The sequence below is a fragment of the Spirillospora sp. NPDC048911 genome (genome assembly GCF_043198015.1).
Classification (GTDB): Bacteria; Actinomycetota; Actinomycetes; order Streptosporangiales; family Streptosporangiaceae; genus Spirillospora.
The window spans coordinates 644624-671444 of record NZ_JBICUD010000002.1 but is presented as its reverse complement, the minus strand read 5'-3'; the positions used below and the strand labels follow the sequence as shown (position 1 = coordinate 671444).

Sequence of the window (26821 nt, the reverse complement as noted above, 5' to 3'; positions counted from 1 at the left end):
CCCTCCTGGAAACTAGGACTAGTTTCCAAATGGCTAATCTCATTAGCCAGTAGGCTAGCTAAAACGATTAGCCAACGCAAGAGGCAGTCGAGGGCTCCGGGAGCCGAGGCCTCGCTGGGCTGCTAGTCGGCGGCCTTCAGGGCACGGTTGAGCTCGCCGCGGAAGCGGAGGAACTCGGCCTCGGACGCGGTGAACCTGGTGATCCGGCGCTCCGGGTCGGTGGTCACGAAGTAGCGCCAGTCGCCCCGGGCCGGACTGAGCACGCCCTTCAGGGCCGCCTCGCCGGGGCTGGAGATCGGCCCGGGAGGCAGCCCGCCACGGACGTAGGTGTTGTACGGCGAGCGCACCTGAGTGTCTTTCACCGAGACTCGCAGGTCGTGGCGCTTCTGCGCGTACAGCACCGTCGTGTCGAGCTGGAGCCGCCCGCCGGCCCGGAGCCGGTTGTAGATCACACGCGCGATCTTCGGATAGTCGGCGGGACCGCCGCCCTCGGCTTGGACGATGCTGGCCGCGGTGACGGCCTGGAGCGGCGTCAGCCGCACGGCGGCCGCCCGGCCTTCCAGCTCGACGTCGGCGGCGGCCTGGCGGAAGCGCTGGATCATCGCGGCCAGCATCGACCTGGCGTCCGTGCCCGGCTCGACGGGATAGGTGGCCGGAAAGAGAAAACCCTCCAGCCGGCCGCGCGCGTACGAGGGGAGGCCGAGCCCGGCAGGGTGCGCGGCGGCCGCCGCGAACTCGGCGCGCGGAATGCCCGACCCCTTGGCGAGGATCGCGAGCGTCTCGTCCAGGCGCAGCCCCTCCCGGACGGTGACCGTCCGCTGGACGCGCGCCGCCGGGTCGAAGAGCAGGCCAACCGCGGCGGAGGCCTTCATCCGCTGGCGCAGGCGATAGAGGCCCGGACGCAGCTCGGCGGCCTTGGCTGAGCCCTCGACGGCCTGGACGAACGCGTCGTCGCTCGCGACGACGCCCGCCGCCTCCAGGGACGCGGCGACCGCGCGGGCCGACTGGCCCGGCTGGATCCGGATCATCGCCACGCCCTCGCCGCGCCCCGCGAAGTCGTCCGGGGCGAGGGCGGAGGTGACCCATCCGCCGAAGGCGACCGCTCCGGCGGCCAGGAGGACGAGGAGTGCCGCGCCCACGACGAGCGGCACCTTGAGGCTGCTGCGATCCAGGCCGTCGCTCACTCATCCCCCGTTGATCCGGAGACTGATTACCCAGAGCAATCAGTATCACACTTAACGCTACGAAGGGGGCGCACAGGTGACCCCGTGCGCCCCCGTTCGACCTCAGTGACCGCGGCCAGACGGGCAATCCTCAGGGCTGGTGGTAGTCGTCCCCGGTGTCGCGGGCCCGGTCCCGCATGTTGTCGCCCTGCTCGCGGGCCTGGTCCTGCAGGTTCTCCCGGTCGCGAAGGTTGTCCATGGAGTCGCCACCGGACTCGCGAGCCCGGTCGCCGGCCTTCTCGGCGTTCTCCTTGGCCTTGTCCTTGGCGCCCGAGGTCTTGTTCCTGGCGTCATCGAAGATACCCATGAGGCATTCCCCCCAGTTTTTACAGAGGTGCACGACCTGCACCACTACGACCAGTACCCGGAGGGATGTAACGAGACGGTCTAGCAGGTGGAGATCTGCCCTTAACGTGCCGAGATCACCGGCGTGGTGGGAGCCGCGGCGCCTCGAAGCGGGGGCGGACGGCGGGATCGGGCCGGTGCGGCGGGCGGCTCTCCAGCTGTTCGAGCGCCACGGCAATGGCCCGTTCAAGCTGGGTGTCGCGTCCTTCGGCGTGGTCCTCGGGCGTGATGTCGACGTCGATGTCCGGCGCGGTGCCGTAGTTCTCCAACTGCCAGCCGACGTCATCGAAGGCGAACGAGAACTCCGGCTGCGTCGTGACCGTGCGGTCGGCGAGCCGGTGCCGGGGCTGGATGCCGACCACCCCGCCCCAGGTGCGCTTGCCGATCAGCGGGCCGAGCCCGAGCACCTTGAACGCGTGCGCGAAGACGTCGCCGTCCGAGCCGGTGCGCTCGTTGATGAGCCCGACGAGCGGCCCGGCCACCGACTCCCTCAGGTAGGGCTCCGGAACGCCCCAGCGCGGGAAGTCGAAACCCAGGCGGGGCCGGGCCAGCCGCTGCAGCAGCAGACCCCCCACGTACCCGCCGCCGTTGAAGCGCACATCGACTATCAGCGCGTCGCGGTCGTACTCCCTGAGGAAGCCACGGTGGAACTCGGCGAAGCCGGCCGCCTTCATGTCCGGCACATGCACGTAGCCGACACGTCCATCCGTCCGTTCGTTCACCAGGCTCCGGTTGGCCCGCACCCAGTCGCGGTAGCGGCCGGGCCGTTCGTCCCTGAGCGTCGGCACCTCGATCGTGGTGGGCGGCTCCTCGCCCCGCTGGAGGGTGAGCTGTACCTCCTGGCCGACCTGGCTGACCAGTTGTTCCTGCGGACCGCCGCAGCCCAGGCCCACCGCCTGCCCGTTCACCGCCAGCAGGGCGTCGCCGACCCGTACGTCGACACCGGGCCTGTTGAGCGGCGAGGTCGCCTCGGGGTCCCAGGGATCGCCGCGCACGATGCCCGCGATCACATAGAGGCCGGTCTCGACCGCCCAGTCCACTCCCAGGTAGGCCAGCGGATACGCGGGCTGCGGGCGGTAGGCGCCGCCCCGCTCGTACGCATGGGACGTTCCGAGCTCGCCCTGCATCTCCCAGAGCAGATCGGAGAACTCGCTACGGGTGTTCACACGGTCGACCAGCGGCTTGTAACGGTCGTACACGCCGTACCAGTCCAGGCCTGCCATGTCCCTGGCCCAGAAGTGCTCCAACTGCAAGCGCCAGGCCTCCCGGAACATCTGGCACCACTCGCCCTCTGGCCAGATCGACACCTTCACCCTGGACAGGTCGATCCAGCCCGTCGAAGGCCCCGGCGCGTCACCGTCGGGCACGTCGTCGCCCGCGGGCACCACACGCAGCCGCTGCCCGACCCGGTAGAGCAGGGTGCCGCCGTCCCGGCTCACCCAGAAACCGCTGATCTTCGACGCCAGATGCCGCCGCCGGCCTTCGGCGAGGTCGTACAGCAGCAGCGCGCTGTCCACCAGAACGTCGCGGATGCCTTCGATCGGGTGGTACGAGAGGAGCACCTTGCCCTCGATCCCCGCCACCCGCGCGTATCGCGCCTCGGGCACCTCCAGCGGCACCACCCGCCGTTCGATGCCGTCGAAGTCGATGTCGACCCGCTCGACCGGCCCCGCCTCGTCCTTGCCCGGCGGGGCCACATCAGCGCGCAACGCGATCGCGTACGGCAGCGTCCCCAGCGGAAACCCCATGCCGAACTGCAGCGCGTCCTCGATCGGATTGAAGACCCGCGCGCCGATGAAGTACAGATACCGGCCGCAAGGATCGAACGAAGGCGCCCGATCCCGCAGCACAGGTTCAAGAACGACCCTCGTCTCCCGCGTGTCCACCCGGCAGACCTTGATCGCCGTGCTCTGGGCGCTGTCGGGATAGGTGTACGCCAGCCAGCGCCCGTCAGGCGACCACGCCGGATCCTCGATGGCGCCATAGGGGCTCACATCGAGCCGCACCGCCGGCCCTTTTGGATCGCCCGCGTCCACCAAAAGAAGCTCATTACGGTGATTGGTGATCGCGACCCGGTCATCCACGGGCGAAACCGCCAGTTCCGCCATCCGCCCGGTGTCGGCGTCGAACCGCACGGACGTCCCGTCCAGCAGCACAAGCGCCTCATGGTCACCCTGGTCACTCACAGCCGCGACCAGCCGCTCCTGGTCGTTCAACCAGCTCAACAAGCGATAGCGAACCCCGTTGCGCACGCCCAACTGGCGTACCGCACCGGTCCAACACTCAAAAGTGAACGCCTTGCCCCGCGTGGTCACCGCAAGCCTGGACCCGTCAGGACTCAGCGTGGCACCGTCCAAATATTGCGCCGCATCCACGAACTTCCGATCCCGCTGCGACCTCGACGTGCCCAACCGCACATCGATCCGCCGCGACTCCTCACCGGGATCCAGCAGATACAGATCCGCTCCCGCGTGGTAGACGAGCCGCCGCCCATCACTGGCGAGATTGCGCGCGTAGAAGTCCTCGTGATCGGTATGGCGCCTGAGGTCCCCGCCGTCCTCCAGACACGAGTAGACATTCCCGATGCCCTCGTGGTCCGACAGAAAGTAGACCCGCTCCCCCACCCAGCAAGGCGCCGCGAGGTTCCCGTCCAACTCCAGGAGCCGCCGGAACGGACCACCCCCCGAAATCCACAGGCTCCCCGCCGTCCCGCCCCGGTACCGCTTCCACCTCGCCGGATCAGCCGTATTGCGCCCGAGCACCACACCCCCGCCCGGCCCGAACGAAATGGACCCCGCAGGCCCGAACGGCAACCGCCGCGGCAATCCCCCGTCCGTTTTAACCCGATGCAACCACCGCTGCCCCGCGAACGGCTGCCCCACATCACTCGCGTAGACGACATCGCCCCCCTCCCACCCGCTCACGGTGCACTGAGCCCCCTGATAGGTGAGCCGCCGCGCATTGCCCCCGTCCAACGCGAGCAGGTAGACCTCCTTGGGCCCCTCGCCCTCCCCCACGAACGCGACCTGCGTCCCATCAGGAGAGATCCGCGGAAACCCGACCTCGGCCACACCCGCCGTCAACCGCCAGGCCCGCCCGCCCTCCGTGGACACCAGCCACAGGTCATCGTCCGCGACGAAGACCACGACCTCATCACGCACATCGGGAAAGCGGAAATAACCCAGCACGGAAGCCCTCGACACGCCGCAGCACCACTACGCCCTCAACCGTGCCGCCAAACACCCCAACCCAAAGACACCCGAGGGCAAAACTTCACCCGCCCAGTCGAGGCGCGCCCTAGGAGCGTCAGAGGACGTCGGGGGTGGGGAGGCCGTTCTCGGCGAGGGTTTGGGCGTTGGTGTGGGTTTTTAGGGCTTCCAGGACGGCTGGGTGGGGGGCGGCGTAGACCTTGGGGTGGACCGGGGTTTCTGGGTAGGCCAGGCGGTCTTCTGTGGCGGAGAACTGTGTGTGTTTGGCGCGGGGGTCCAGGTGTATCCAGCGGTCGTCGATGAGGGTGGCTACCAGGCCGTGCAGGACGTCGAAGGGCTGGTAGCAGAAGCCTGCTTGGATGCCGCCGGCGCGTAGGAGGGCTACCAGGGCGTGGGACTGGGCGTAGCAGAGGCCTACGTTTTGGGCTAGGACGTCGGAAGCGCGCCAGGTTACGCGGGGGTCGCCGGTGTCTAGGGGGTGTTCTATCTCGTCGCGGACGTACTCGAAGGCCGCTCGGGCGTAGGCGATGTCGTCGCCCACGCGGAGGGTCGCGGCGGTGGATTGGACCAGGGGGTGTTCTAGGTCGACTGCCTCGTCGGCGGCTAGGTAGTCCCAGGGTGCGGCGTCGAAGATCACAGACCGAGGAGGGACTCGATGCCGACGGTGAGGGGGTCGGGGAGGTCCTGGGCGGCGCGGACGCCCAGCAGGACGCCGGGCATGAACGACTCGCGGTTCATCGAGTCGTGGCGGATCGTGAAGACCTCGCCGTGGCCGCCCAGCAGGACCTCCTGGTGGGCGATGAGGCCCGAGAGGCGGATCGAGTGGACGTGCACGCCCTCGACGTCGGTGCCGCGGGCGCCGTGGAGCTCGGAGGTGGTGGCGTCGGGCGAGGGGCGAGTGCCCGCCTCGGCGCGGGCGGCGGAGACCAGCTCGGCGGTGCGGTAGGCGGTGCCGGAGGGGGCGTCGGCCTTGTTGGGGTGGTGCAGCTCGATGATCTCGACGGACTCGAAGAACGGGGCCGCCTTCTGCGCGAAGTGCATCATCAGGACGGCGCCGATGCCGAAGTTGGGCGCGATGAGGACGTTGGCCCCGGGCTTGGCCGTCTGCCAGCCGCGAACGGTGTCGAGGCGGCCCGGGTCGAAGCCGCTGGTGCCGACGACCGCGTGCAGGCCGTGCTCGACGCACCAGCGGAGGTTGTCCATGACCACGCCCGGGTGGGTGAAGTCGACCACGACCTCGGCGGGGGTGAGGGACTCCAGCTCGTCGTCCTGGTCGACGGCGGCGACCAGCTCCATGTCGTCGGCGCCCTCGACGGCCCGGCACACCTCGGCCCCCATCCGGCCCCGCGCGCCCAGCACCCCAACCTTGATCACGTTCGCCTCCCGGCTTGACTGCAGGTCGAAGCCTATCGCCCACGGGTGTGACTCTCGAGGTCGCCGCCCGCGGCAGGGCAGCCGACCTCGAGACGCACCCTAGAAGCGTTTGCCCTCTTCGCGGGCTTGCGCGTGTGCCTGGCGGCGGGAGGTTTCCGGGTCTGAGGTCGCGAGGTTGGGGCGGAATTCGATGGCGGTGCTTTCCGTGATTCCGGCCCAGCTCAGCCAGTCGTTGAAGAAGGTGCTCTGGAAGTCGGCGCCGAAGGAGGGGGCCCGGCCGGGGCCGTAGACGGCGCTGGTGTAGACGACGGCGGCCTTCTTGCCCTGGAGCAGCCCGGTGTACCCCTGCTCGGGGTCGAAGCCGAACACCCAGCCGGGCTGGCTGATCACGTCGATGAACTGCTTGAGGACGTACGGGACTCCGGCGTTCCACATCGGCACGCTGAACAGGTAGCGGTCGTAGGAGTCGAAGCGGTCGAAGACGGCCCTGGCGGCGGCCCAGGCGTGGTGCTGGGCTCCTTCGGGGGACGCTCCGCCGAAGACCGTCATCTTGGCTCCGGCGCCGGCCGGGCCGAACTCCGGCAGCGTGCCGTCCCACAGGTCGTAGTGATCGACGGTGTCGCCGGGATGCGCCTCCCGGTAGGCGTCCAGGAACGTGGTCGCGATCGCCAGCGACTCGGAGGCGGTCCCGCGCGGGGAGGCGGAGATGTGCAGCAGTCGGGTCATGGTCGCACCTCTCAATAAGCGGACCTTAGTCCGGTTGCTTGAGAGATTATCGGACCGTGGTCCGGTTAGCAAGGGTCAGTCATCGGACTCTCCGTCGGGGATCAGGACGCCGAGCAGCCAGCACACGACGCCGACGATGATCGCGCCCCAGAACGCGGGCCAGAACCACTCGACGTGGAACGGCAGATCCAGCTTCCCGGCCAGCCAGCTGGTCAGCATGAGCAGCGCCGCGTTCACCACCAGCGCGATCAGGCCCAGCGTCAGCACGTAGAACGCGCAGCCCAGCACCTTGATCACGGGTTTGATGAACGCGTTGACCAGGCCGAAGATCACCGCGACCGCCAGCAGGGTCAGCCACCGTTTGACCGCGGTCTCGTCGGTCACGGTGATCCCGCCGACCAGCGCCGTGGCCACCCACAGCGCGACCGCGGTGATGAGCACCCGGATGAGGATCTGCATGGGGCACCTCCCTCGCCCCGGAGGCCTACCCGAGCAACGTGACGATCAAAGCTCTCAGAGGGTGAAGTCGCGGTCGCCGAAGGGGCCGATCACGGTAAGGGCCTGCGGCGCGGCGAGCACGTCGGCCGCCACGGCGCGGATGTCGTCGAGGGTGACGGCGTCGATGCGGCTGAGGACCTCGTCGACGGCGAGCAGCGACTCGTACACCAGCTCGCTCTTGCCGATGCGGCTCATCCGGGAGCCGGTGTCCTCCAGGCCGAGCACCATCGCGCCGCGCAGCTGCCCCTTGCCGCGTTCGAGCTCCTCGTCGGTGATGCCCTTCGCTGCGGCCTTGGCCACCTCGTCGCGGCAGATCGACAGGACCTCGTCGACCTTGGCGGTCTGGCAGCCCGCGTAGACGCCGAAGACGCCGGTGTCGGCGTACTGCGAGGTGTAGCTGTAGACGGAGTAGGCGAGGCCGCGCTTCTCGCGCACCTCTTGGAAGAGGCGCGAGGACATGCCGCCGCCGAGCGCGGCGTTGAGGACGCCAAGCGCGAAGCGGCGGTCGTCGGTGCGGGAGACGCCGACGCCGCCGAGCACCACGTGGGCCTGCTCGGTGTCCTTGTCGACGACCCGCACGGTCGGGACGGCGGGCTGCGGAGTGCCGTCCAGGCGGGGCGGCCGGGGACGGGCGGGGCCCTCGAGATGGCCCTCGAAGGCCTGGGCGACCAGCCGGACGACCTCGTCGTGGTCGATGTTGCCGGCGGCCGAGACGACCAGGTTGTCCGGGACGTAGTGCTCGCGGTAGTAGGCGTGGATGCGGTCCCGGCCCAGCGCGTTGATCGACTCGACCGTGCCGAGGATGGGCCGGCCGAGCGGCGCGTCCCCGTAGAGCGCCGTGGAGAACTCGTCGTGGATGAGGTCGCCGGGGTCGTCGTCACGCATGTGGATCTCTTCGAGGATCACACCGCGTTCGGACTCGACGTCCTCGGGCCGGTTGACCGACGAGGCCACCATGTCGGAGACGACGTCGACCGCCAGCGGCAGGTCGGCGTCGAGGACCCGCGCGTAGTAGCAGGTGTACTCCTTGGCGGTGAACGCGTTGAGGTCGCCGCCGACCGCGTCGATCGCCGCGGAGATCTCCAGCGCGGACCGCCGCCGCGTGCCCTTGAACAGCACGTGCTCCAGGTAGTGGCTGGCGCCCGCGTCGGCGGGGGCCTCGTCGCGGGAGCCGACACCGGCCCAGATGCCGAACGCGGCGGACCGCACGGTCGGCATGGTCTCGGTGATGACGCGCAGGCCGCCCGGCAGCACCGAGCGCCGGACGGTGCCGGCACCGTCCGCGCCGGGGTGCACGACGTGGGTGGTGCCGGGTTCCTGGGCATTGGCCAGAATCGTCACGGGGTTCACGATCCCTCGGTGAGAAAGTCCGACCGGCCTGCCCGGAGACGGGCAGGCCGGTCGGTCAGCGTGTTCGGTCAGTCGCGATCAAGGCGATCGGTCAGGAGTTGCGGTCGCCGCCGCCCTCGCCGCCGCGGCGGGTGCGGCGACGGCGCGGGGCGCGGTCGCCCCCGCCCTCGGACCGGCGCTCGCCACGGTCACCGCGGTCTCCGTCACGGTCGCCGCCGGCCGCCTCTGCCGCGGGCGCGCCACCGTCGGCGCTCTCGCCGCCGTCGGCCTTGTCGGCCTGCTCGCGCTCGACGACCTCGACCGGGACCAGCGACAGCTTGCCGCGCTGGTCGATCTCGGTGACCTCGACCTGGATCTTCTCGCCGACGTTGATGACGTCCTCGACGTTCTCGATCCGGGCGCCGCCGTGCAGCTTGCGGATCTGCGAGACATGCAGCAGGCCGTCCTTGCCGGGCAGCAGCGACACGAACGCCCCGAACGTGGTGGTCTTGACGACCGTGCCGAGGTACCGCTCGCCGACCTCGGGCATGTGCGGGTTGGCGATCGCGTTGATCGCCTGCCGCGCGGCCTCGGCCGACGGGCCGTCGGTGGCGCCGACGTAGATGGTGCCGTCGTCCTCGATCGTGATGTCGGCGCCGGTGTCGTCCTGGATCGAGTTGATCATCTTGCCCTTGGGGCCGATGACCTCGCCGATCTTGTCGACCGGGACCTTGATCGTGATGATCCGCGGCGCGTTCGGGCTCATCTCGGCGGGCGCCTCGATGGCCTCCTGCATGACGTCGAGGATCGCCAGGCGAGCGCCCTTGGCCTGCTTGAGCGCGGCGGCCAGCACCGAGGCCGGGATGCCGTCGAGCTTGGTGTCGAGCTGCAGGGCCGTGATGACGTCCCGGGTGCCGGCGACCTTGAAGTCCATGTCGCCGAAGGCGTCCTCGGCGCCGAGGATGTCGGTCAGCGTGACGTACTCGCCGCCCTCGTGGATGAGGCCCATGGCGATGCCGGCCACCATCTGCTTGAGCGGCACGCCCGCGTCGAGCAGCGACATGGTGGACGCGCAGACCGAGCCCATCGAGGTGGAGCCGTTGGACCCGAGGGCCTCCGACACCTGGCGGATCGCGTAGGGGAACTCCTCGCGCGTCGGCAGCACCGGCAGCAGCGCCCGCTCGGCGAGCGCGCCGTGGCCGATCTCGCGGCGCTTGGGCGAGCCCACGCGGCCGGTCTCACCGGTGGAGTACGGCGGGAAGTTGTAGTTGTGCATGTAGCGCTTGGTGCGCTCGGGGTTGAGCGTGTCGATCATCTGCTCCATGCGGAGCATGTTGAGCGTGGTCACGCCCATGATCTGGGTCTCGCCGCGCTCGAACAGCGCCGAGCCGTGCACCCGCGGGATCACGTGCGCCTCGGCGTTGAGCTGGCGGATGTCCTTGACTCCGCGGCCGTCGATGCGCAGGCCGTCGCTGACGACCCGCGCCCGGACGAGCTTCTTGGTCAGCGCGCGGAAGGCGGCGGAGATCTCCTTCTCGCGGCCCTCGAAGTCGGCGCCGAGCTTCTCGGCGACGCCGGCCTTGAGCTCGTCGAGCTTGGACTCGCGCTCCTGCTTGGCGCCGATGGTCAGCGCCTCGGCGAGCTCACTGCTCACGGCGTTGCTGACGGCCTCGAACACGTCGTCCTGATAGTCCAGGAAGATCGGGTACTCGGCGGTCGGCTTGGCGGCCACGGCCGCCAGGTCGCTCTGCGCCTTGCACAGGACCTTGATGAACGGCTTGGCCGCCTCGAGGCCCGCGGCGATGGTCTCCTCGGTGGGCGCGGTGGCGCCGTCACCGACGAGCCGCAGCGTGCCCGGGGTGGACTCGGCCTCGACCATCATGATCGCGACGTCGCCGTCGTCCAGGACGCGACCGGCGACCACCATGTCGAACGTGGCGTTCTCCAGCTCGGGGTGCGTCGGGAAACCGACCCACTGGCCCTCGATCAGCGCGACGCGGACGCCGCCGATCGGGCCGGAGAAGGGCAGGCCCGCCAGCTGGGTGGACATCGAGGCGGCGTTGATCGCCACGACGTCGTACAGGTGGTCGGGGTGCAACGCCATGATCGTCTCGACGACCTGGATCTCGTTGCGCAGGCCCTTGGTGAACGAGGGGCGCAGCGGCCGGTCGATCAGGCGGCAGGTGAGGATGGCGTCCTCGGAGGGACGGCCCTCACGGCGGAAGAACGAGCCGGGGATGCGCCCGGCCGCGTACATGCGCTCCTCGACGTCGACCGTCAGGGGGAAGAAGTCGAGGTTGTCCTTCGGCTTCTTGGAGGCGGTGGTGGCGGAGAGCACCATCGTCTCGTCGTCGAGGTAGGCGACGGCCGAACCGGCCGCCTGACGGGCCAGCCGGCCCGTCTCGAAACGGATGGTACGAGTGCCGAAGGAACCGTTGTCGATCACGGCTTCGGTGCTCTGCGCCCCATCGATGCGCACAGCTTCTGTCACGGGAAACCTCCTAGGTTTCGGACGTTCCCGCGGCCCGCTTCCCGTGGTTTATTACGCAATGCCGGTCTTCGATCGAAGCTCCCGGATCTTCGGGTCCCCGCCGCCGATCGGGCGGGGAGCGGGCTCCGAAAGCCACTACCGAGGACCGGCCGCACCAGGGCGCTGTCCGCGGGTGTTGGTCGTTCAGTTGTCGGACGGACGGATCCTTCCCGGATCCGGCCCGGCCTACGTCCGCGGGCTCGGGCCCGCGGACGAATCTTGCCTGTTCATGAACCTTGGCCGGTCATGAAGAAAGGGGAGCGGCCCCGGGCGCCCCGGAGATCTCCCCCGCGGCACCTCGGGCAGTGGTGAACCGGCTCCGGACACGGAGCCGTTCTCCACCAGCCACTCCCCTTCACCGTACTAGCGGCGCAGACCCAGACGCTCGATCAGCTGCCGGTAACGGTTGATGTCCTTGTTCTGCAGGTACTTGAGGAGCCGGCGACGGCGGCCGACCAGCAGCAGCAGCCCGCGGCGGCTGTGGTGGTCGTGCTTGTGCTCCTTGAGGTGCTCCGTCAGATCGTTGATCCGGCGGGTCAGCAGCGCAACCTGGACTTCCGGGGATCCGGTGTCACCCTCAGCGGTCGCGTACTCAGCAATGATCTTGTTCTTGGTGGCGGTGTCGAGCGACACGTGGCTCCTTCTGAAAGCTCGTCACCCGCAGATCCCCTGCCCGCAGGCGCGCGGGTCCGCATGGTGCGTATGGAAGTGGCCGGCCACATGAGGGTGCAGCCGACCGAGCCGGGGCCTATCCCGGCGACTATTCACCGTACCACGTCCCAAAGGCGACCCGTGACGGAGCGGAACGGACCGTGATCGGCGGCCGGATCAGGCCGCGATCGGCCGGATCAGGCCCGCCCCGGCGCGGTGATCTCTCTGGCGCGGTCCACGTCCCGGTGCATCTCCTCGATCAGGGCCTCGATCGACTCGAACTTGAGCGTGTCGCGGATGCGGGCCTCGAAGTCCACCGCCATGTGCTCGCCGTAGAGGTCGAGATCGTCCCGGTCCAGCGCGTAGGCCTCGACGGTCCGCTCGCCCGCGCCCTCGAACGTCGGGTTGGTGCCGATGGAGATCGCCGCGGGCCAGCGGAAACCGGGATACCGGTCGGAGTCGCAGACCAGCCAGCCGGCGTAGACGCCGTCGGCGGGGATCGCGGTGTGCGGCAGGGTCTCCAGGTTGGCGGTCGGGAAGCCCAACTGGCGCCCCCGCTGATGGCCGCGGACGACGATGCCCTCGACGCGGTGCGGGCGGCCCAGCGCGTGGCTCGCCTCCTCGACCGCGCCGCTCTCGAGCAGCGTCCGGATGCCGGTGGAGGAGATCTTGTCGCCGTTCGCCACGAGCGGCACGCCCTCGGCGGTGAAGTCGTACTTCTCGCCGAGCTCCTTCAGCAGCGCGACGTCGCCCTTGGCCTTGTGGCCGAAGCGGAAGTCCTCGCCGACGATGACGTGCGCCGCGTGGAGCCGGTCGACGAGCACCGACTGGACGAACTCGTCCGGCCCCACCTTCGACAGCTCCAGCGTGAACGGGACGACCACGACCGCGTCGGTGCCGAGCCCCTCCAGCAGCTCGATGCGGCGCTTGGTGGAGCTCAGCAGCGGCGGGTGGGTGCCCGGCCGGACGACCTCGTCGGGATGCGGGTCGAAGGTGATCACAACGGACTTGAGCCCCCGCTCGCGGGCCTGCTCGGCGGCGCGGCCCACGATCCGCTGGTGGCCGCGGTGCACCCCGTCGAAGACGCCGATGGTGATCACCGATCTGCCCCAGTCGGCGGGAACCTCGTCGAGGCCGTGCCAGCGCCGCACCATGATCTCCCTGCGTTGGACGTTCTGTCGCCTCACAGACTGCCATGCGCCGCGTGGCGTCACGACCGAGGGGGGTTGCCGTGCGCGCCTGTCCCCCGGAGCGGTCGCCACCTGGCGTCGGCCCTCCGAAGTCTACTCGCCGGTAGCGGATCCCCCTACGGATCGCCCCCATTCCGGCCCGGATGAATTCGGAGAAATCGTCAGGCCGACTGATAGACGACCAGGGAGACCGCGATGTACTGCATGACGTACGCGGCGAGCGTGCAGGCGTGGAAGACCTCGTGGAAACCGAACCAGCGCGGCGAGGGGTTGGGGCGCCGCAGCCCGTAGACGACACCGCCCACGCTGTACGCGACGCCACCGACGGCCACGAGCACGCAGGCCGCGATCCCGGCCCCGGACAGGAACTGCGGCAGGAAGAACACCGCGACCCAGCCGAGCACGATGTAGAGCGAGACGTACAACCAGCGCGGCGCGCCGACCCAGGTGGTGCGGAAGACCACACCCGCGATCGCGCCCGTCCACACCACCGCCAGCACGCCGAGCCGGGCCGCCCCGTCCAGCGCGAGCACCGCGAACGGCGTGTACGTCCCGGCGATGATCAGATAGATGTTGGCGTGGTCGAACCGCCGCAGCACCTCGATCATCCGGTTCGAGCTCTGCCGGTGGTACGTCCCGGAGATCCCGAACAGCAGCCCGGACATCGCCACGTACACCGCCGACGACAGCCGCGCCTGAAGCGTCGGCCCCAGCGCGACCAGGACGAGACCGGCGGCGAGCACGGCGGGGAAAGCGCCGATGTGCAGCCAGCCCCGCAGGCGCGGCTTGGTCGGCGACGGAACCTGCTGGGGCTGATGGGACAGGGCGGTCATGGACACCTCCTCCTCCGCAAAACGTAACCTACGTTCCCGTAGGTTACGCAACCGTAAGTTGGACCGCACCCATTCCCTCAGGTGACTCCGATCACGCTCGCATCAGGGGACGAAGACGGCCAGGGGCTTGGCGGCCTTGCCTTGTTCCTCTACGAGGGCCAGGAGGGTGCCGTCGGGGGCGAAGACGCCGATGGGGCCCGGGCCGAGGCCTGCGGCGGGCAGTTTGCCGCCATGCATGACCTTGCGGGCGTCGTCCTCGGAGACCTCGCGCCGGGGGAAGGCGGCGCCGACGGCGTCGGCCATCGGGAGGATGCGCAGTTCTTTGGTGAGCTCGTCGATCGTGCGGGCCATGCTCAGGTCGTACGGGCCCACCCGGGTGCGGCGCAGGGCGGTCAGGTGGCCGCCGGTGCCGAGCATGGCGCCGAGGTCGCGGGCCAGGGCACGGATGTAGGTGCCGGACGAGCAGGTGATCGAGACGTCGAGGTCGATCAGGCCGTCGTGGCGCCGGATCTCCAGGACGCCGAAGTCGTGGATCGTGACGGGCCGCGCCTTGAGCTCGACCTCCTCGCCCTTGCGGGCCATCTTGTAGGCGCGCTCGCCGTTCACCTTGATGGCACTGACCTGCGGCGGGATCTGCTGGATCACCCCGGTCAGGGTGCCGATGCCGGATTGGATCGCGGCGTCGTCCACGTCGGCGTAGGCGGTGGAGGTGATCTCGCCCTCGGCGTCGTCGGTGTTGGTGGACTGGCCGAGCCGGATCGTGCCGTCGTAGCCCTTCTCGGTCAGCGCGAGGTGACCGAGGAGGCGGGTCGCCTTGTCGACACCGATGACCAGCACGCCGGTCGCCATCGGGTCGAGGGTGCCGGCGTGGCCGACCCGGCGGGTCTTGGCCAGCCGGCGCAGCTTGCCGACGACGTCGTGCGACGTCCAGCCGGCCGGCTTGTCGACGATGACGAGTCCTGAGTTCACGCGCTGATCTCCGCGTCGTCGAGGGGACCGCGCAGGGCGGCGCGCAGCCGGTCGATCGTGACGGCGGGGCCGGCCGTCGTGGTGAAGGCCGCGGCGAGGCGGTGCCCGCCGCCGCCCAGCTCCACGCAGGCACGCCCCACGTCGACCCGCCCCTTGGAACGGGTCGAGACGTACCAGCGGCCCTCGTCGGTCTCCTTGAGCACCACCGCGACCTCGGCCTCGTCGGCCCGGCGCAGCTGATCGATCACGCCTTCGAGCTGGTCGTACGGCACGCCCTGGGCGTCCCGGTCGGCGCGGGCGATCGTCGTCCAGACCAGGCCGAGGCCGCCGGCCGCGTCACGTTCGAGCCGGGCCCGGCCCAGCGCGCCCGCCAGCACCTGCAGGTAGCCGAACGGCGCGCGATCCCACAGCTCGTGGCCGACCGCGTCGGGACGCACCCCGGCGTCGATCAGCCGGGCCGCCAGCTCGTGCACCTGCGGGGTCGTGCAGGGGTACTTGAACGAGCCGGTGTCGCTGGCCAGCCCGGCGTAGAGGCCGAGCGCGATGTCGCTGGTGAGCCGGACGCCCAGCCGCCGGATCAGCTCGTCCACGAGGACGGAGGTGGCGGCCGCCTCCGGATCGACCAGGCGCACGCCGCCGAAGCCGGTGTTGGACGCGTGGTGGTCGATGACGATCAGTTCGCCGGCCCGCTCGGCGTGCTGGGCCAGTGGCCCGAGCCGCGCCGCCGCCGCCGCGTCCAGAGTGATCATCAGTGCTGGCGCCGCGGGCATCCCCCCGGGCTCGACCAGCAGGTCCTGGCCGGGCAGGAAGCGCAGGCTCGCCGGCACCGCGAACGGCTGGCCGAACGAGGCGTAGCAGCGCTTGCCCAGGTCGCGCAGGGCCTGGGCGAGCGCGAGCATCGAGCCGAGCGCGTCGCCGTCCGGGGCGATATGGCAGGCCAGGCAGACCTCGTCCGCCGCCTCGATCAGCCGCAGCGCCCGATCCCAGTCGAGCCCACGCTCCAGGCGCTCACCATCACTCACAGTGACGATTGTCCCGCTTCGCCGCGCCGGTCATCGCCGGTTTCGTCAAGCTCGCCGGACTCGGCGTCGTCCTCGTCGGTGCGGTAGGGGTTGGCCTCGCCGGCCGGAGCCGCGCCCTGGGCCGCCTTGGCGACCTCCTCGTCCTTGGCGCGCGCCTTGGCGAGCAGGTCGTCGATGTGCGCGACGTTCTCCATGACGTTGTCCGGGACGAAGGTGAGGCTGGGCGTGTGCCGGACGCCGGTCTGCCTGCCCACCTCCGACCGGATGACCCCCTTGGCGCTCTCCAGCGCCGCCGCGGTCTCCGCGCGCTCGCCGTCCGAGCCGTAGACCGTGTAGTAGACGGTCGCGTCACGCAGGTCGTTGGTGATCCGGGTGTCGGTCACGGTCACGAAGCCGAGCCGCGGGTCCTTGATCCGCCGCTCCAGCATCTCGGCCACGATCTGCTGGATGCGGTCCGCGAGCTTACGGGCCCGAGCTGCGTCCACCATGATCGCTCTCCTTTTCTATGGTCCTGGCGAGGCGGCGCCGCCACCTCACCGGATCAGTCTTCGTCGTTGAAGAGCCGCTGCCGCGCCGACAGCAGTTCGATCTCCGGGCGGCCGGCCACCAGCCGCTCGCACTGGTCGAGCACCCGCCGGGCGTTGGCCACGGTCGCGGCGACGACCGCCACCCCGAGCTCGGCCCGCCGGTGCAGGTCGTTGTTCCCGGTCTCGGCGACCGCGACCCCCGGGAAGCGCTTGTGCACCTCGGCGATGATCGGCCGGATGACCGCGCGTTTGTGCTTGAGCGAATGGACGTCGCCCAGCAGCAGGTCGAGTGTCAGCGCACCCACGTACACCTAGGTGGTCACCTCGGGTCGTCTCGATGATGGAACGAAGGCGGCGGGCTCGCGTGTTCCCCGGGCCCGGATCTTCCGCGCTCGGCGAACCGCCGTCAGCCCCCCGGCATGACATGACGCCAGGTTAGTGGTTCGACCTGGCGCCATGACATGTCATTTTTTCCAAGATCCGCGCTCGCGGTCACAAGATCCGCGGGCGCGGGCCGGAGGGCCCGCGTCCGCGGATCAGGGTGCGACTAGGCGCGGGGCTTCTCCCGCATCTCGAAGCACTCGACGACGTCGCCGATCTTGATGTCGTTGTAGCCGACACCGATACCGCACTCGAAGCCCTCGCGGACCTCGGTGGCGTCGTCCTTGAAGCGGCGCAGCGACGACACCGTGAGGTTGTCGGACACCACGACACCGTCGCGGACGAGGCGGGCCTTGGCGTTGCGCTGGATCAGGCCCGAGGTGACCATGGAGCCACCGATGTTGCCGATCCGCGGCACCTTGAAGATCTCGCGGATCTCCGCCGTGCCGAGCTGGGCCTCTTCGAACTCGGGCTTGAGCATGCCCTTGAGGGCCGCCTCGATCTCCTCGATCGCCTGGTAGATGACCGAGTAGTAGCGGATGTCGACGCCCTCGCGGTCGGCCAGCTCCTGCGCGTTGCGCTCGGGCCGCACGTTGAAGCCGATGATGACCGCGCCCTCGGACGCCAGCGACAGGTTGACGTCGTCCTGCGTGATCGCGCCGACGCCGCGGCGGATGACGCGCAGGCTGACCTCGTCGCCCACGTCGATCTTGAGCAGCGAGTCTTCCAGCGCCTCGACCGAACCGGACACGTCGCCCTTGAGGATGAGCAGCAGCTCGTCCCGCTCGCCGCGCTCCAGGTCCTTGAACAGCTCTTCGAGGGAGCTGCTCTTGCGGCTGCGCAGCAGCTCGGCGTTGCGCTTGCGCGCGGTCCGCTTGTCGGCGATCTGGCGGGCCACCCGGTCGTCGTCGACGACCAGGAAGTTGTCGCCGGCGCCGGGCACCGCGGTCAGTCCGAGCACCTCGACCGGACGGGACGGCAGCGCCTCTTCGAGGTTGTTGCCGTTCTCGTCGAGCATCGCCCGGACGCGGCCGTGGGCCACGCCGCAGACGATCGAGTCGCCGACCCGCAGCGTGCCGCGCTGGACCAGCACGGTCGCCACGGCACCCCGGCCCTTGTCGAGGTGGGCCTCGATGGCCGAGCCCTGGGCGGGCATGTCGGGGTTGGCCTTGAGGTCGAGCTCGGCGTCGGCGGTCAGCACGACCGCCTCCAGCAGCCCGTCGATGTTGAGGCCCTCACGGGCGGAGACGTCGACGAACTGGGTCTGGCCACCGAACTCCTCGGCCACCAGGCCGTACTCGGTGAGCTGGGCGCGCACCCGGTTGGGGTCGGCGCCCTCCTTGTCGATCTTGTTGACCGCGACCACGATCGGCACGCCGGCCGCCGTGGCGTGGTCGATCGCCTCGGTCGTCTGCGGCTTGACGCCGTCGTCGGCCGCGACCACCAGCACCACCAGGTCGGTGGTGTCGGCACCACGGGCACGCATGGCGGTGAACGCCTCGTGACCCGGGGTGTCGATGAAGGTGATCTTGCGCTCCTGGCCGTCGACCTCGGTCTGCACCTGGTAGGCACCGATGTGCTGGGTGATGCCGCCGGCCTCGCCGGCCACGACGTTGGCGTTGCGGATCGCGTCGAGCAGGCGGGTCTTACCGTGGTCGACGTGACCCATGACGGTCACGACCGGCGGGCGCACCTGGAGGTGCTCCTCGTCGCCCTCGTCCTCGCCGTACTCGATGTCGAACGACTCGAGCAGCGCGCGGTCCTCGTCCTCGGGACTGACGACCTGCACGTCGAAGTCGAGCTCGACGCCGAGCAGCTTGAGGGTGTCCTCGGTGACCGACTGCGTCGCGGTGACCATCTCGCCGAGGTGCATCATGATCGCCACGAGCGACGCCGGGTTGGCGCCGATCTTCTCGGCGAAGTCGGTGAGGGTGGCACCCTGCGGCAGCCGGATGACCTTGCCGTTGCCGCGCGGCGCGGAGACGCCACCGGCAGCGGGAGCCTGCATGTTCTCGAACTCTTGACGGCGCGCCCGCTTGGACTTGCGGCCACGGGCCGGCCGGCCGCCGGGACGCCCGAAGGCGCCCTGCGTGCCACCACGGCCACGGCCGCCGCCGCCCGGACGGGGGCCGAAGCCGCCGCCACCACCGGGACGACCGCCGGGACCGCCGCCCGTGCCGGTGCGCGGGCCGCCGAAGCCGCCACCACCACCGGGACGACCACCGGGCCCACCGCGACCGCCACCGCCGCCGCCACCACCGGGACGACCGCCGGGGCCGCCACGGCCACCGCCGGGCCCGCCACGGCCACCGCCGCCGGGGCCGCCACCAGGGCTGCCCGCGGGACGCGAGGACGGCATGCTCATCGGGCTCGGCCGCGGGCCACCGGGACGCGGGGGCATGTTGCCGCCGCCGCCCGGACGCGGGCCGCCGGGGCCGCCAGGGCCACCGGGACCACGGCCGCCGCCCGCGGGACGCGGGCCGCCGGGACGGTCGCCACGGGGGCGCTCGTCGCGCGGCGGACGGTCGTCACGCTGCGGGCGGTCGTCGCCCGGACGCGGACCGGGACGCGGGCCCGGCTTGGGCGACTTGCCCATGCCGGTGTTGGTCGAGCTGAACGGGTTGTTGCCCGGACGCGGGGCACCGGGACGGCCACCGCCGCCACCGCCGCCGGCCGGACGGGGGCCGGGACGCGGGCCCGGCCTCGGGCCGCGGGCATCCTGGCCGCCCTGACGCTCCTGACCGCCCTGACGCTCCTGACCGCCCTGACGCTCCTGACCGCCCTGACGCTCGTGGCCGCCCTGGCGCTGGCCGGGCGCGCCGCCTGCGGGCGGGGCGCTCGGGCCCTTGGCCGCGACGGGCGGCTGCACCGGCGTGCTCGGGGCGGGCGGAACGGGACCCGGCGCGGGACGCGGACCCGGCTTGGGGCCGCCGGCCGCGGGGGTCACCGGGCTCGGGGGAACCGCGGGCGCGGCGGGCGCCGCCGGACCCGGCTTGGGCGCGGGCGGACGCGGCCCCGGAGCCGCGGGCCTGGGCGCCGCGGAACCGGCGCCACCGCTGCTCGCGGGCGCCGGCTTGGGGGCGGCGGGACGCGGCGGCGAAGGCTTCTTCGACGCGACGCGCTTGTCCGCCGGCTTGGCGGACCCTGAATTCTGAAAAGCTTCGGTGAGCCTGCGAACGACGGGCGCCTCTATCGTCGAGGACGCCGACCGTACGAACTCGCCCATCTCTTGGAGCTTGGCCATGACGACCTTGCTCTCAACACCGAACTCTTTGGCGAGTTCGTAAACCCGGACCTTGGCCACTGCACTCCCTAACTCGGTCCGGGGGTGCGGCCTCCGGACCGTCGCTAACTTGCCGTACTCATCGCGGCGTGCTCATCGAGCGCTCATAGCAATCTCGACCTGCTCTCCGACTAGACGTCGCTTACCGTTCGGCCATCCTGCTGCTGCGCGGCGGGTGCCGCAAGCCGGCCTCGTAGCACGCTCGTGTCGAGCGGCCCCGCCAGGCGGAAGGCCCGGGGGAACACCCGACGACGCTCTGCGAGCTCAAGACACCCCAGGTCAGGGTGCACATAGGCACCTCGACCCGGCCGCCGCCCGCGAGGATCGGGGACGAGGACGCCCTCGATCGCCACAAGGCGCAGCAAGTCGGACTTGGCCGTGCTAACCCGGCAGCCCACGCACATGCGTCGTGGAACCGCCCGGCCATATGACATGAGTCTACCGCGCCGAGGCGTCGGCAGGACCTGTCGCATGGTCTCCTGATGTAGTTGATCCTGTTTCGCCGGACTCCGCAACCTTCGCGGTGGACGGCGCGGCCGCCTGTTCGGCGGCCGGCGCGGCCGGTTCGGCCGGTTGCTCCATGTCGGACCGGATGTCGATGCGCCAGCCGGTCAGGCGGGCGGCCAGGCGGGCGTTCTGCCCCTCCTTGCCGATCGCCAGCGACAGCTGGTAGTCCGGCACGATCACGCGGGCCACGCGGGCGTCGGCGTCGACGACCTCGACGCTGCTGACGCGGGCCGGGGACAGCGCGTTGCCGACGAAGTCGGCCGGCTCGTCCGACCAGTCGACGATGTCGATCTTCTCGCCGTGCAGCTCGTGCATCACGTTGCGGACGCGGCTGCCCAGCGGCCCGATGCAGGCGCCCTTGGCGTTGACGCCCTGCTTGCGCGACCGGACCGCGATCTTGGTGCGGTGCCCGGCCTCGCGCGCGATGGCCGCGATCTCCACGGTGCCGTCGGCGATCTCCGGCACCTCGAGCGCGAACAGCTTGCGCACGAGGTTGGGGTGGGTCCGGGAGAGCTGCACCGAGGGGCCGCGGTGGCCCTTGCGGACCTGCACCACGTACGCCCGCAGCCGGTCGCCGTGCTCGTAGGACTCGCCCGGGACCTGCTCCTGCGGCGGCAGGATCGCCTCGATCTTGCCGAGGTCGACCAGCACGTTCCGCGGATCCTTGCCCTGCTGGATGATCCCCGAGACGATGTCGCCCTCCCGCCCGGCGTACTCGCCGAACGTGAGCTCGTCCTCGGCGTCCCGCAGCTTCTGCAGGATCACCTGCTTGGCCGTGGTCGCCGCGATACGGCTGAAACCCTCCGGGGTGTCGTCGTATTCCCGGACCGCGGCGCCCTCGTCGTCGGTCTCGGTCGCCCACACCGTCACGTGGCCGCTGGCGCGGTCGAGCTCGACCCTCGCCTTGGGAGCGGCCCCCTCCGTCCGGTGGTAGGCGATCAGCAGCGCGTCTTCGATCGCCTTGACGGCGACCTCGAGCGAGATGTCCTTCTCGCTTTCGAGGCTGCGCAGGGCGGTCATGTCGATGTCCACGAGGTTCCCCCCTCTAGTCCGGCTCAGCCGGAGAACGCGTTTCTTCGGCCTCGCCGGCGGGCTCGTCGGAATCGCCCGCGTCATCCGCGCCGGCCGAGTCGGCCATGTCGGCCGTGTCACCGGGACGCCGGAACTCCACCTGCACGCGGCCGCGGCCCAGCTCGTCGAGGCCGAACCGGCGTCTGGTCGTCTTCGGGCCCTTGGGGCCGCCCGGGCCTTTGCCCTTGCCGGTGCCGCCCTTGGCGACGACGTCCAGCAGGACCGACGTCTCGTCGGCCTCCACCACGCGGCCCTCGATCTGGCCGCCGGCGGTGAGCGGGGCGACGATCAGCCGGCCGGCGGCGCGGCGCCAGTGCCGCGGCTCGGTGAGCGGCCGGTCGACGCCGGGCGAGGTCACCTCGAGCACGTAGGCCGCCGTGCCCATGACGTCGGAGCCGTCGAGGAGCTCGGAGGCCGTCTGGCTGAGCGTGGCGACGTCGTCGAGGCTCACGCCGCCGTCGCCGTCCACAACGATCTTGACCAGCCGGCGCCGCCCGGCGGGCCGGACGTCGATCTCTTCCAGATCGAAGCCGGCCTCGGCCACCGCGGGCTCCAGCAGCGCGGTGAGCGCGCTGACGGCCTGATCGCGGGACGGCCGGCCGGCGGAGCTCCGCTGAGCGCTGCCCTCACCTGACTGGACGCTCATGGGACCTCCTCATGTAGTTCTGAAACCGTCGTGTGTCCGTTGTCTCCTCAAGACTATCGACAGCCGGACACCTCAGCGGTCTTTCGGACAGCTCACCGGCGCGCCGGATATGGAATGCTTGAGCTGGCCTGATGGGCGGACGACTCGCCGCGGGCCGTGAGGAGACACCTTGCCAGCAGGTCCCGGGCCGTCGCGGCGGACCGTCCTGGGCGCGGCAGCCCTGACAGCCGTGATCGCCCTGCCGGCGCTGTGCGGCTGCTCCGGCGACGACCCGGTGCGCGCCGCCGCGCCCGGGCTCGACGTCGTCGTCCTGTCCGGCGCCATCGCGGCCGAGCAGGACCTCATCGCGCGGTACGAGGCCGCCCGGGCCGCCCACACCTCCCTGGCGAAACGGATCGATCCCGCCATCGCCCACCACCGGGAGCACCTGGGGGTGCTGCGACGGCACTACGTTCCCGGGTCCGGACGGCAGGCGACCGACGCCCCCGCCACGTCCACCTCCCCCAGTCCCCAGCGGGTGCCGGACGTTCAGGCCAAGGCCCTCGCGAGCCTGCGCACCGCCGAGATCCAGACCGCGGCCAGGTACGCGGCGGACGCGGGCAAGTCAGCCCCGGGCCTGGCCCAGTTACTGGCCTCCATCGGCGCCTGCGCGGCAGGGCATGGCGCGTCCAGTACATCTGGCGTCGCCAAGAAACCGATGACTCAGCCCTCCACCGCGTCCCTGCCACCCGCACGCGGATTCACGCTGGAGGCACTGCAGGCCGCTCTGGCCTCTGAGCACGCGGCGGTCTATGGCTACGGGGTCCTGGGGTCCCGGCTCTCCGGCGGCCAATACGAGGTCGCCCAGACGTACTGGAACGCCCACCGAGTTCAGCGCGACAGCCTGATGGCGCTTCTCACCGCTCGCCAGGCCAAGCCCGTGGCGGCCGCCGCCGCCTACCGGCTGCCGGTGCGGGTGACCTCCACCCGCACCGCGGCCCAGCTCGCCACCAGGCTCGAAGACGATCTCACCGTCGCCTATGTGGGCCTCGCCGGGGCCCAGGACGCCCAGCTCCGCGAACAGGCCGCCCGCGCGGCGCAGGAGTCGATGACCAGCGCGGTCCGGTGGCGGACGACCGGCGACCTGCCCCTGACCCACCCGGCCTTCCCCGGCCTCCCCGCCTCGGCTCTTTCTCCCAGGCCCCGGCCCGGCCACTGATGGGCCCGCGGTGAGGCGGCCCCCCGAATCAAGGAGCGGACGATGACTCAGGATCCCGGTTTCGCCCGGCACATGTGGCACCAGCTGGAGCCGGTGCACGCGCTCTTCTGGTACGCGCCGGAGGTGTTCGACGAGGCCAAGGCGCTCGGCTTCGGCATCGAGGTCCGCTGGCCGAGCTACTTCGCGTGGCGTTCGGCCCCTCTCGGCGCCGCCGGCTCCGCGCAGGTCGCCGCCGCGTTCTACAGCTTCAGCCCGCGCATGGTCGCCGAGCACGTCCCCGCCGCCTGGTCGATCGCCGCGCCCGACCGGATCCTGGCCGCCCGGACGCGCGCCGTGGACCGCATGTACCGCGCCCTGCCGGGGCTCAAGATCGACGGCCCGGAGATCGCCGAGGCGGCCGGGCTGGCGCGCGCGGCGGCCGAGGCGGCGGGCACCGCGGGCCGCCCGATCGCCGCCGCCAACGCCGATCTGCCCTGGCCGGACGAGCCGCACCTCGTGCTCTGGCATGCGATCAACATCCTCCGCGAGCACCGCGGCGACGGCCATGTGGCCGCGCTGCTCACCGCCGGGCTCGATCCCGCCGAGGCTCTCGTCTCATTCGCCGCGATCGGGGCGGCCCCGGTCGAGACGTTCGCCAGCCGCGGCTGGACCGCCGGGGAATGGCGGGCCGCGCAAGATCGGCTCGCCTCGCGCGGCCTGGTCGACGCCACCGGCCAGGCGACCGGCAAGGGCCGCGAACTGCGCGATTCCGTCGAACGCCTGACCGATGACCTCGCCATCGCCCCGTGGGAGGCGGTCGGCAAGGAGAAGGCCGACCGCCTCGCCGAGCTCACCCTGCCGATCCTCATCGCCAATCTGGAGACGGGCCTGCTCCCCGCGAGCAACACGCTCGGCATCGGCAAGGTCCAGGCCCCCGAACGCTGAGCCCGCTGAGCCCGAAGGAACGCGGCGTCAGCGGGTCCAGGCGTCGATGTGCGTGATCAGGTCGGCGAGACCTCCGATGGTGGCGTCCGGCACGGCTCCGTCCCAGGCGGGGACGGTGGAGTTGGGGATGAGGACGGCGCGCATGCCCGTGGACTTCGCGCCGTGGATGTCGTCGTACGGCCGGTCGCCGACGAAGACGCACCGGGCCGGGTCGGTGGCGCCGACGGCGTCCATGGCGGCGCGGAAGGCCTTGGCGTGCGGCTTGGTCCAGGGGATCTCGCTGGAGTAGACGGCGCCGTCGAGAAGGCCGAGCACTCCGTCGCGTTCGAAGATGCGCTCGTGCCAGTCGCGCGTCCACATCGTGTTGGACAGGACGCCCACCTTGATGCCGCGGGCCCGGAGCTCGCGCAGCAGCGGCGGGGCCGCCGGGTCGATCACGGTGTGCGGCGTCCACGTCTCGTACTGGGTGGCGAGGATGGCCTCCGTGGCCTCGACGCCCGCCAGCGCGTACAGCTCGGCGACGGTCGCGCTGCGATGTTCGTCCTTGCCGCGCCGCCAGAGTTCGAGCTCGGCCTCCAGCAGCGCGGTGGCGGCCCGTTCGACCTGGTCGGCGTCCAGGTGCGCGGCACAGATCCGGCGCCAGATGCCGGGCAGCTCGACGTCGTGCCAGGGGGTCAGCGTGCCGCCCCAATCGAAGATCACAGCCTCAACGGTCATGCCGGGAGCGTAACCCTCGGATACGACGTCTCGATTGTCCCTATATGTCGCCGACGACGCGTACGACCCGGAGGTGCGCCGCGGGCGCTCTCGCCATCCTCGCGCTCGGCACCGCCTTCTCTGTCCCTGGCGCCGCCCGCCCCGCGCACGCCGCCGCCCCTATCCCTGACGGGCCTGGCAGAGGGTTCCTGCCCGCCTATATCGGCGGGCCCGCCACACCGAGGGCGTTGCCCGGACGCCCGATCCCCGCGAATCCCCACCAAGGGCCCGTAGGCCTGTCGTCGATGCACGCCGACAGCTACGCGTCCGACACCTACCCGTTCAAGGGCCCCCTTGGCCGTGCCCCTCAAGTGGTGTCCGAGGCCAAGGGCGGCGGGCTCCTGCCAGGGTTGTGCTCGACCGTGACGTTCGCCAAGCGGACCGGCCTGATCGTCGCCCAGTGCACGCGCGCCCAGACGTTCACGCTGCGGCTGATCGATCCCGGGACGCTCCAGGATCTGGCGACGTACGAGCTGCCCCAGCGGCCGTCCACCGTGCAGGCGGTCTTCTCGGGCGACTTCGACAAGGTCCTCACCGACACCTCTGGCGGCGCCTACTACTACCTCGACCCGCAGGATCGCGCGGTGCTCGCCGACTCCGCCTTCCACGTACGGCGGTTCGCCCATGAGAAGGGCCCGGACGGCAAGTGGCGTTTCAAGGTGACCGACGACTGGGGTCTCAGCGGGCACCTGCCGCACGACTGCGCCACGTGGACCAATCCTTGGCCCAAGGGCGAATGCGACCCGATCACAGCGGTCGGCCCGGACTGGACGGGGCTGATCTGGTGGATCACCCGCAACGGACGGGTGGGGACGGTCAACCCTGCGACCGGGGCTGTAAGGAAGGTGCAGCTCAAGGGCGAGGGAATCCAGAACTCCTTCGCCGCCGCCGAAGACGGGGTGTCGGTGGTGTCCGACCACGCGCTCTACCGGATGCGGGCCGCCAAGGACGGCACGCCCACGGTGCTCTGGCGCAGGGCCTATGACCGCGGCAGCGGACGCAAGCCCGGCCAGATCGACCAGGGCTCGGGGACCACGCCGACCTTCTTCGGCGACCGGTATGTGGCGATCACCGACAACGCCGACGATCGCATGAACGTCATCGTGCTGCGCCGCGCCGACGGCGGGCTCGTCTGCCGGATCCCGGTGTTCCGCCGCGGGGCGAGCGCGACCGACAACTCGCTGATCGGGTACGGGAACAGCCTGTTCGTCGAGAACAACTACGGTTACCGCAACTTCTTCGAGCTGCCGCCCGGCGGATCCAACGCCGGCGGGGTGAGCCGCGTGGACGTCGCCCCCGGTGGCAAGGGCTGCCGGACCGTCTGGGAGAGCCGGGAACACTCGCCCTCGACCGTCGCCAAGGCCTCGGTGCCGAACGGGCTGATCTACCTGTACGTGAAGGAGCCTCGCAAGGACCTCATCGACGCCTGGTACCTGACGGCGGCCGACGCGCACACCGGCCGGACCGTCTTCAAGGTGCTGGCCGGAACCGGCAAGTGGTTCGACAACAACTGGGCGCCGATCACCCTGGGCCCGGACGGCACCGCGTACGTCGGCGTCGTCGGCGGCCTGGTCGCCGTCCGGGACCGCGCGTGACGGATCGCGCGTGACGGATCGGGCGCGACCGATC

24 protein-coding genes are annotated in these 26821 nt (G+C 70.8%); 3 read left to right on the top strand and 21 right to left on the bottom strand.

Going from position 1 to position 26821, the window contains the following annotated elements:
• Positions 1-122: 122 nt before the first annotated feature.
• The 20 genes from mltG to rimP form a co-directional block, all read right to left on the bottom strand.
• Complete coding sequence (gene mltG / locus ACGFNU_RS10345; RefSeq protein WP_392592068.1) at positions 123-1184, bottom strand: endolytic transglycosylase MltG; 1062 nt, start codon at positions 1182-1184, stop codon at positions 123-125.
• Between the two features lie 130 nt (positions 1185-1314).
• Complete coding sequence (locus ACGFNU_RS10340; RefSeq protein WP_392592066.1) at positions 1315-1530, bottom strand: hypothetical protein; 216 nt, start codon at positions 1528-1530, stop codon at positions 1315-1317.
• Between the two features lie 115 nt (positions 1531-1645).
• A complete protein-coding gene (locus ACGFNU_RS10335; RefSeq protein WP_392592064.1) occupies positions 1646-4771 on the bottom strand; it encodes a S41 family peptidase in 3126 nt (1041 codons plus the stop codon).
• Positions 4772-4874: 103 nt separating this feature from the next.
• Entirely contained in the window at positions 4875-5414 is a 540-nt protein-coding gene (locus ACGFNU_RS10330; RefSeq protein ID WP_392592063.1) for a transglutaminase family protein, read from the bottom strand.
• The gene (gene dapB, locus ACGFNU_RS10325; protein ID WP_392592061.1) at positions 5411-6151 is read right to left on the bottom strand and encodes a 4-hydroxy-tetrahydrodipicolinate reductase; all 741 of its coding nucleotides are present in this window, start codon (positions 6149-6151) and stop codon (positions 5411-5413) included. The genes ACGFNU_RS10330 and dapB overlap by 4 nt, the downstream gene beginning before the upstream one ends.
• A 99-nt stretch (positions 6152-6250) precedes the next feature.
• The gene (locus ACGFNU_RS10320) at positions 6251-6877 is read right to left on the bottom strand and encodes an FMN-dependent NADH-azoreductase (protein ID WP_392592059.1); all 627 of its coding nucleotides are present in this window, start codon (positions 6875-6877) and stop codon (positions 6251-6253) included.
• Between the two features lie 75 nt (positions 6878-6952).
• Positions 6953-7336, bottom strand: a complete 384-nt coding sequence (locus ACGFNU_RS10315; RefSeq protein WP_392592057.1) for a phage holin family protein — start codon at positions 7334-7336, stop codon at positions 6953-6955.
• Positions 7337-7390: 54 nt separating this feature from the next.
• Positions 7391-8716: a M16 family metallopeptidase gene (locus ACGFNU_RS10310; protein WP_392592055.1), complete on the bottom strand. Its 1326-nt coding sequence runs from the start codon at positions 8714-8716 to the stop codon at positions 7391-7393.
• A gap of 100 nt (positions 8717-8816) precedes the next feature.
• Entirely contained in the window at positions 8817-11177 is a 2361-nt protein-coding gene (locus ACGFNU_RS10305; protein ID WP_392593490.1) for a polyribonucleotide nucleotidyltransferase, read from the bottom strand.
• A 420-nt stretch (positions 11178-11597) separates the two neighbouring features.
• Positions 11598-11867, bottom strand: a complete 270-nt coding sequence (gene rpsO / locus ACGFNU_RS10300) for a 30S ribosomal protein S15 (protein ID WP_151564710.1) — start codon at positions 11865-11867, stop codon at positions 11598-11600.
• Positions 11868-12082: 215 nt separating this feature from the next.
• Positions 12083-13036, bottom strand: a complete 954-nt coding sequence (locus ACGFNU_RS10295; protein ID WP_392593488.1) for a bifunctional riboflavin kinase/FAD synthetase — start codon at positions 13034-13036, stop codon at positions 12083-12085.
• 200 nt (positions 13037-13236) lie between these two features.
• Positions 13237-13908 carry a hemolysin III family protein gene (locus tag ACGFNU_RS10290; RefSeq protein ID WP_392592052.1) on the bottom strand — a complete coding sequence of 224 codons (672 nt, stop codon included), beginning with the start codon at positions 13906-13908 and terminating at the stop codon, positions 13237-13239.
• Between the two features lie 102 nt (positions 13909-14010).
• Positions 14011-14877, bottom strand: coding sequence for a tRNA pseudouridine(55) synthase TruB (gene truB, locus ACGFNU_RS10285; RefSeq protein ID WP_392592051.1), 867 nt, complete (start codon positions 14875-14877; stop codon positions 14011-14013).
• Positions 14874-15899 (bottom strand): bifunctional oligoribonuclease/PAP phosphatase NrnA, encoded by a 1026-nt coding sequence (locus ACGFNU_RS10280; protein WP_392592049.1) that lies wholly within the window; start codon positions 15897-15899, stop codon positions 14874-14876. The genes truB and ACGFNU_RS10280 overlap by 4 nt, the downstream gene beginning before the upstream one ends.
• Entirely contained in the window at positions 15896-16387 is a 492-nt protein-coding gene (gene rbfA, locus ACGFNU_RS10275) for a 30S ribosome-binding factor RbfA (RefSeq protein WP_392592047.1), read from the bottom strand. The genes ACGFNU_RS10280 and rbfA overlap by 4 nt, the downstream gene beginning before the upstream one ends.
• 53 nt (positions 16388-16440) lie before the next feature.
• Complete coding sequence (locus ACGFNU_RS10270) at positions 16441-16737, bottom strand: DUF503 domain-containing protein (RefSeq protein WP_392592045.1); 297 nt, start codon at positions 16735-16737, stop codon at positions 16441-16443.
• A gap of 236 nt (positions 16738-16973) precedes the next feature.
• A complete protein-coding gene (gene infB, locus ACGFNU_RS10265; RefSeq protein ID WP_392592043.1) occupies positions 16974-20111 on the bottom strand; it encodes a translation initiation factor IF-2 in 3138 nt (1045 codons plus the stop codon).
• 110 nt (positions 20112-20221) lie between these two features.
• Complete coding sequence (locus tag ACGFNU_RS10260) at positions 20222-20494, bottom strand: YlxR family protein (RefSeq protein ID WP_392592041.1); 273 nt, start codon at positions 20492-20494, stop codon at positions 20222-20224.
• 34 nt (positions 20495-20528) lie between these two features.
• Positions 20529-21629, bottom strand: coding sequence for a transcription termination factor NusA (nusA, locus tag ACGFNU_RS10255; RefSeq protein WP_392592039.1), 1101 nt, complete (start codon positions 21627-21629; stop codon positions 20529-20531).
• A 13-nt stretch (positions 21630-21642) separates the two neighbouring features.
• Positions 21643-22314 (bottom strand): ribosome maturation factor RimP, encoded by a 672-nt coding sequence (gene rimP / locus ACGFNU_RS10250; RefSeq protein WP_392592037.1) that lies wholly within the window; start codon positions 22312-22314, stop codon positions 21643-21645.
• Positions 22315-22483: 169 nt separating this feature from the next.
• Between rimP and ACGFNU_RS10245 the strand changes: the two genes are divergently transcribed.
• Positions 22484-23512 carry a ferritin-like domain-containing protein gene (locus ACGFNU_RS10245; protein WP_392592035.1) on the top strand — a complete coding sequence of 343 codons (1029 nt, stop codon included), beginning with the start codon at positions 22484-22486 and terminating at the stop codon, positions 23510-23512.
• A gap of 42 nt (positions 23513-23554) precedes the next feature.
• A complete protein-coding gene (locus tag ACGFNU_RS10240) occupies positions 23555-24436 on the top strand; it encodes a hypothetical protein (RefSeq protein ID WP_392592034.1) in 882 nt (293 codons plus the stop codon).
• A gap of 27 nt (positions 24437-24463) precedes the next feature.
• Here the strand turns inward: ACGFNU_RS10240 and ACGFNU_RS10235 are convergent, their stop codons facing one another.
• Positions 24464-25153: an HAD family hydrolase gene (locus tag ACGFNU_RS10235; protein WP_392592032.1), complete on the bottom strand. Its 690-nt coding sequence runs from the start codon at positions 25151-25153 to the stop codon at positions 24464-24466.
• Positions 25154-25437: 284 nt separating this feature from the next.
• On the opposite strand from ACGFNU_RS10235, the gene ACGFNU_RS10230 reads away from it, so the two are divergent.
• Entirely contained in the window at positions 25438-26787 is a 1350-nt protein-coding gene (locus ACGFNU_RS10230) for a hypothetical protein (RefSeq protein ID WP_392592030.1), read from the top strand.
• The last annotated feature ends 34 nt before the right edge of the window (positions 26788-26821 follow it).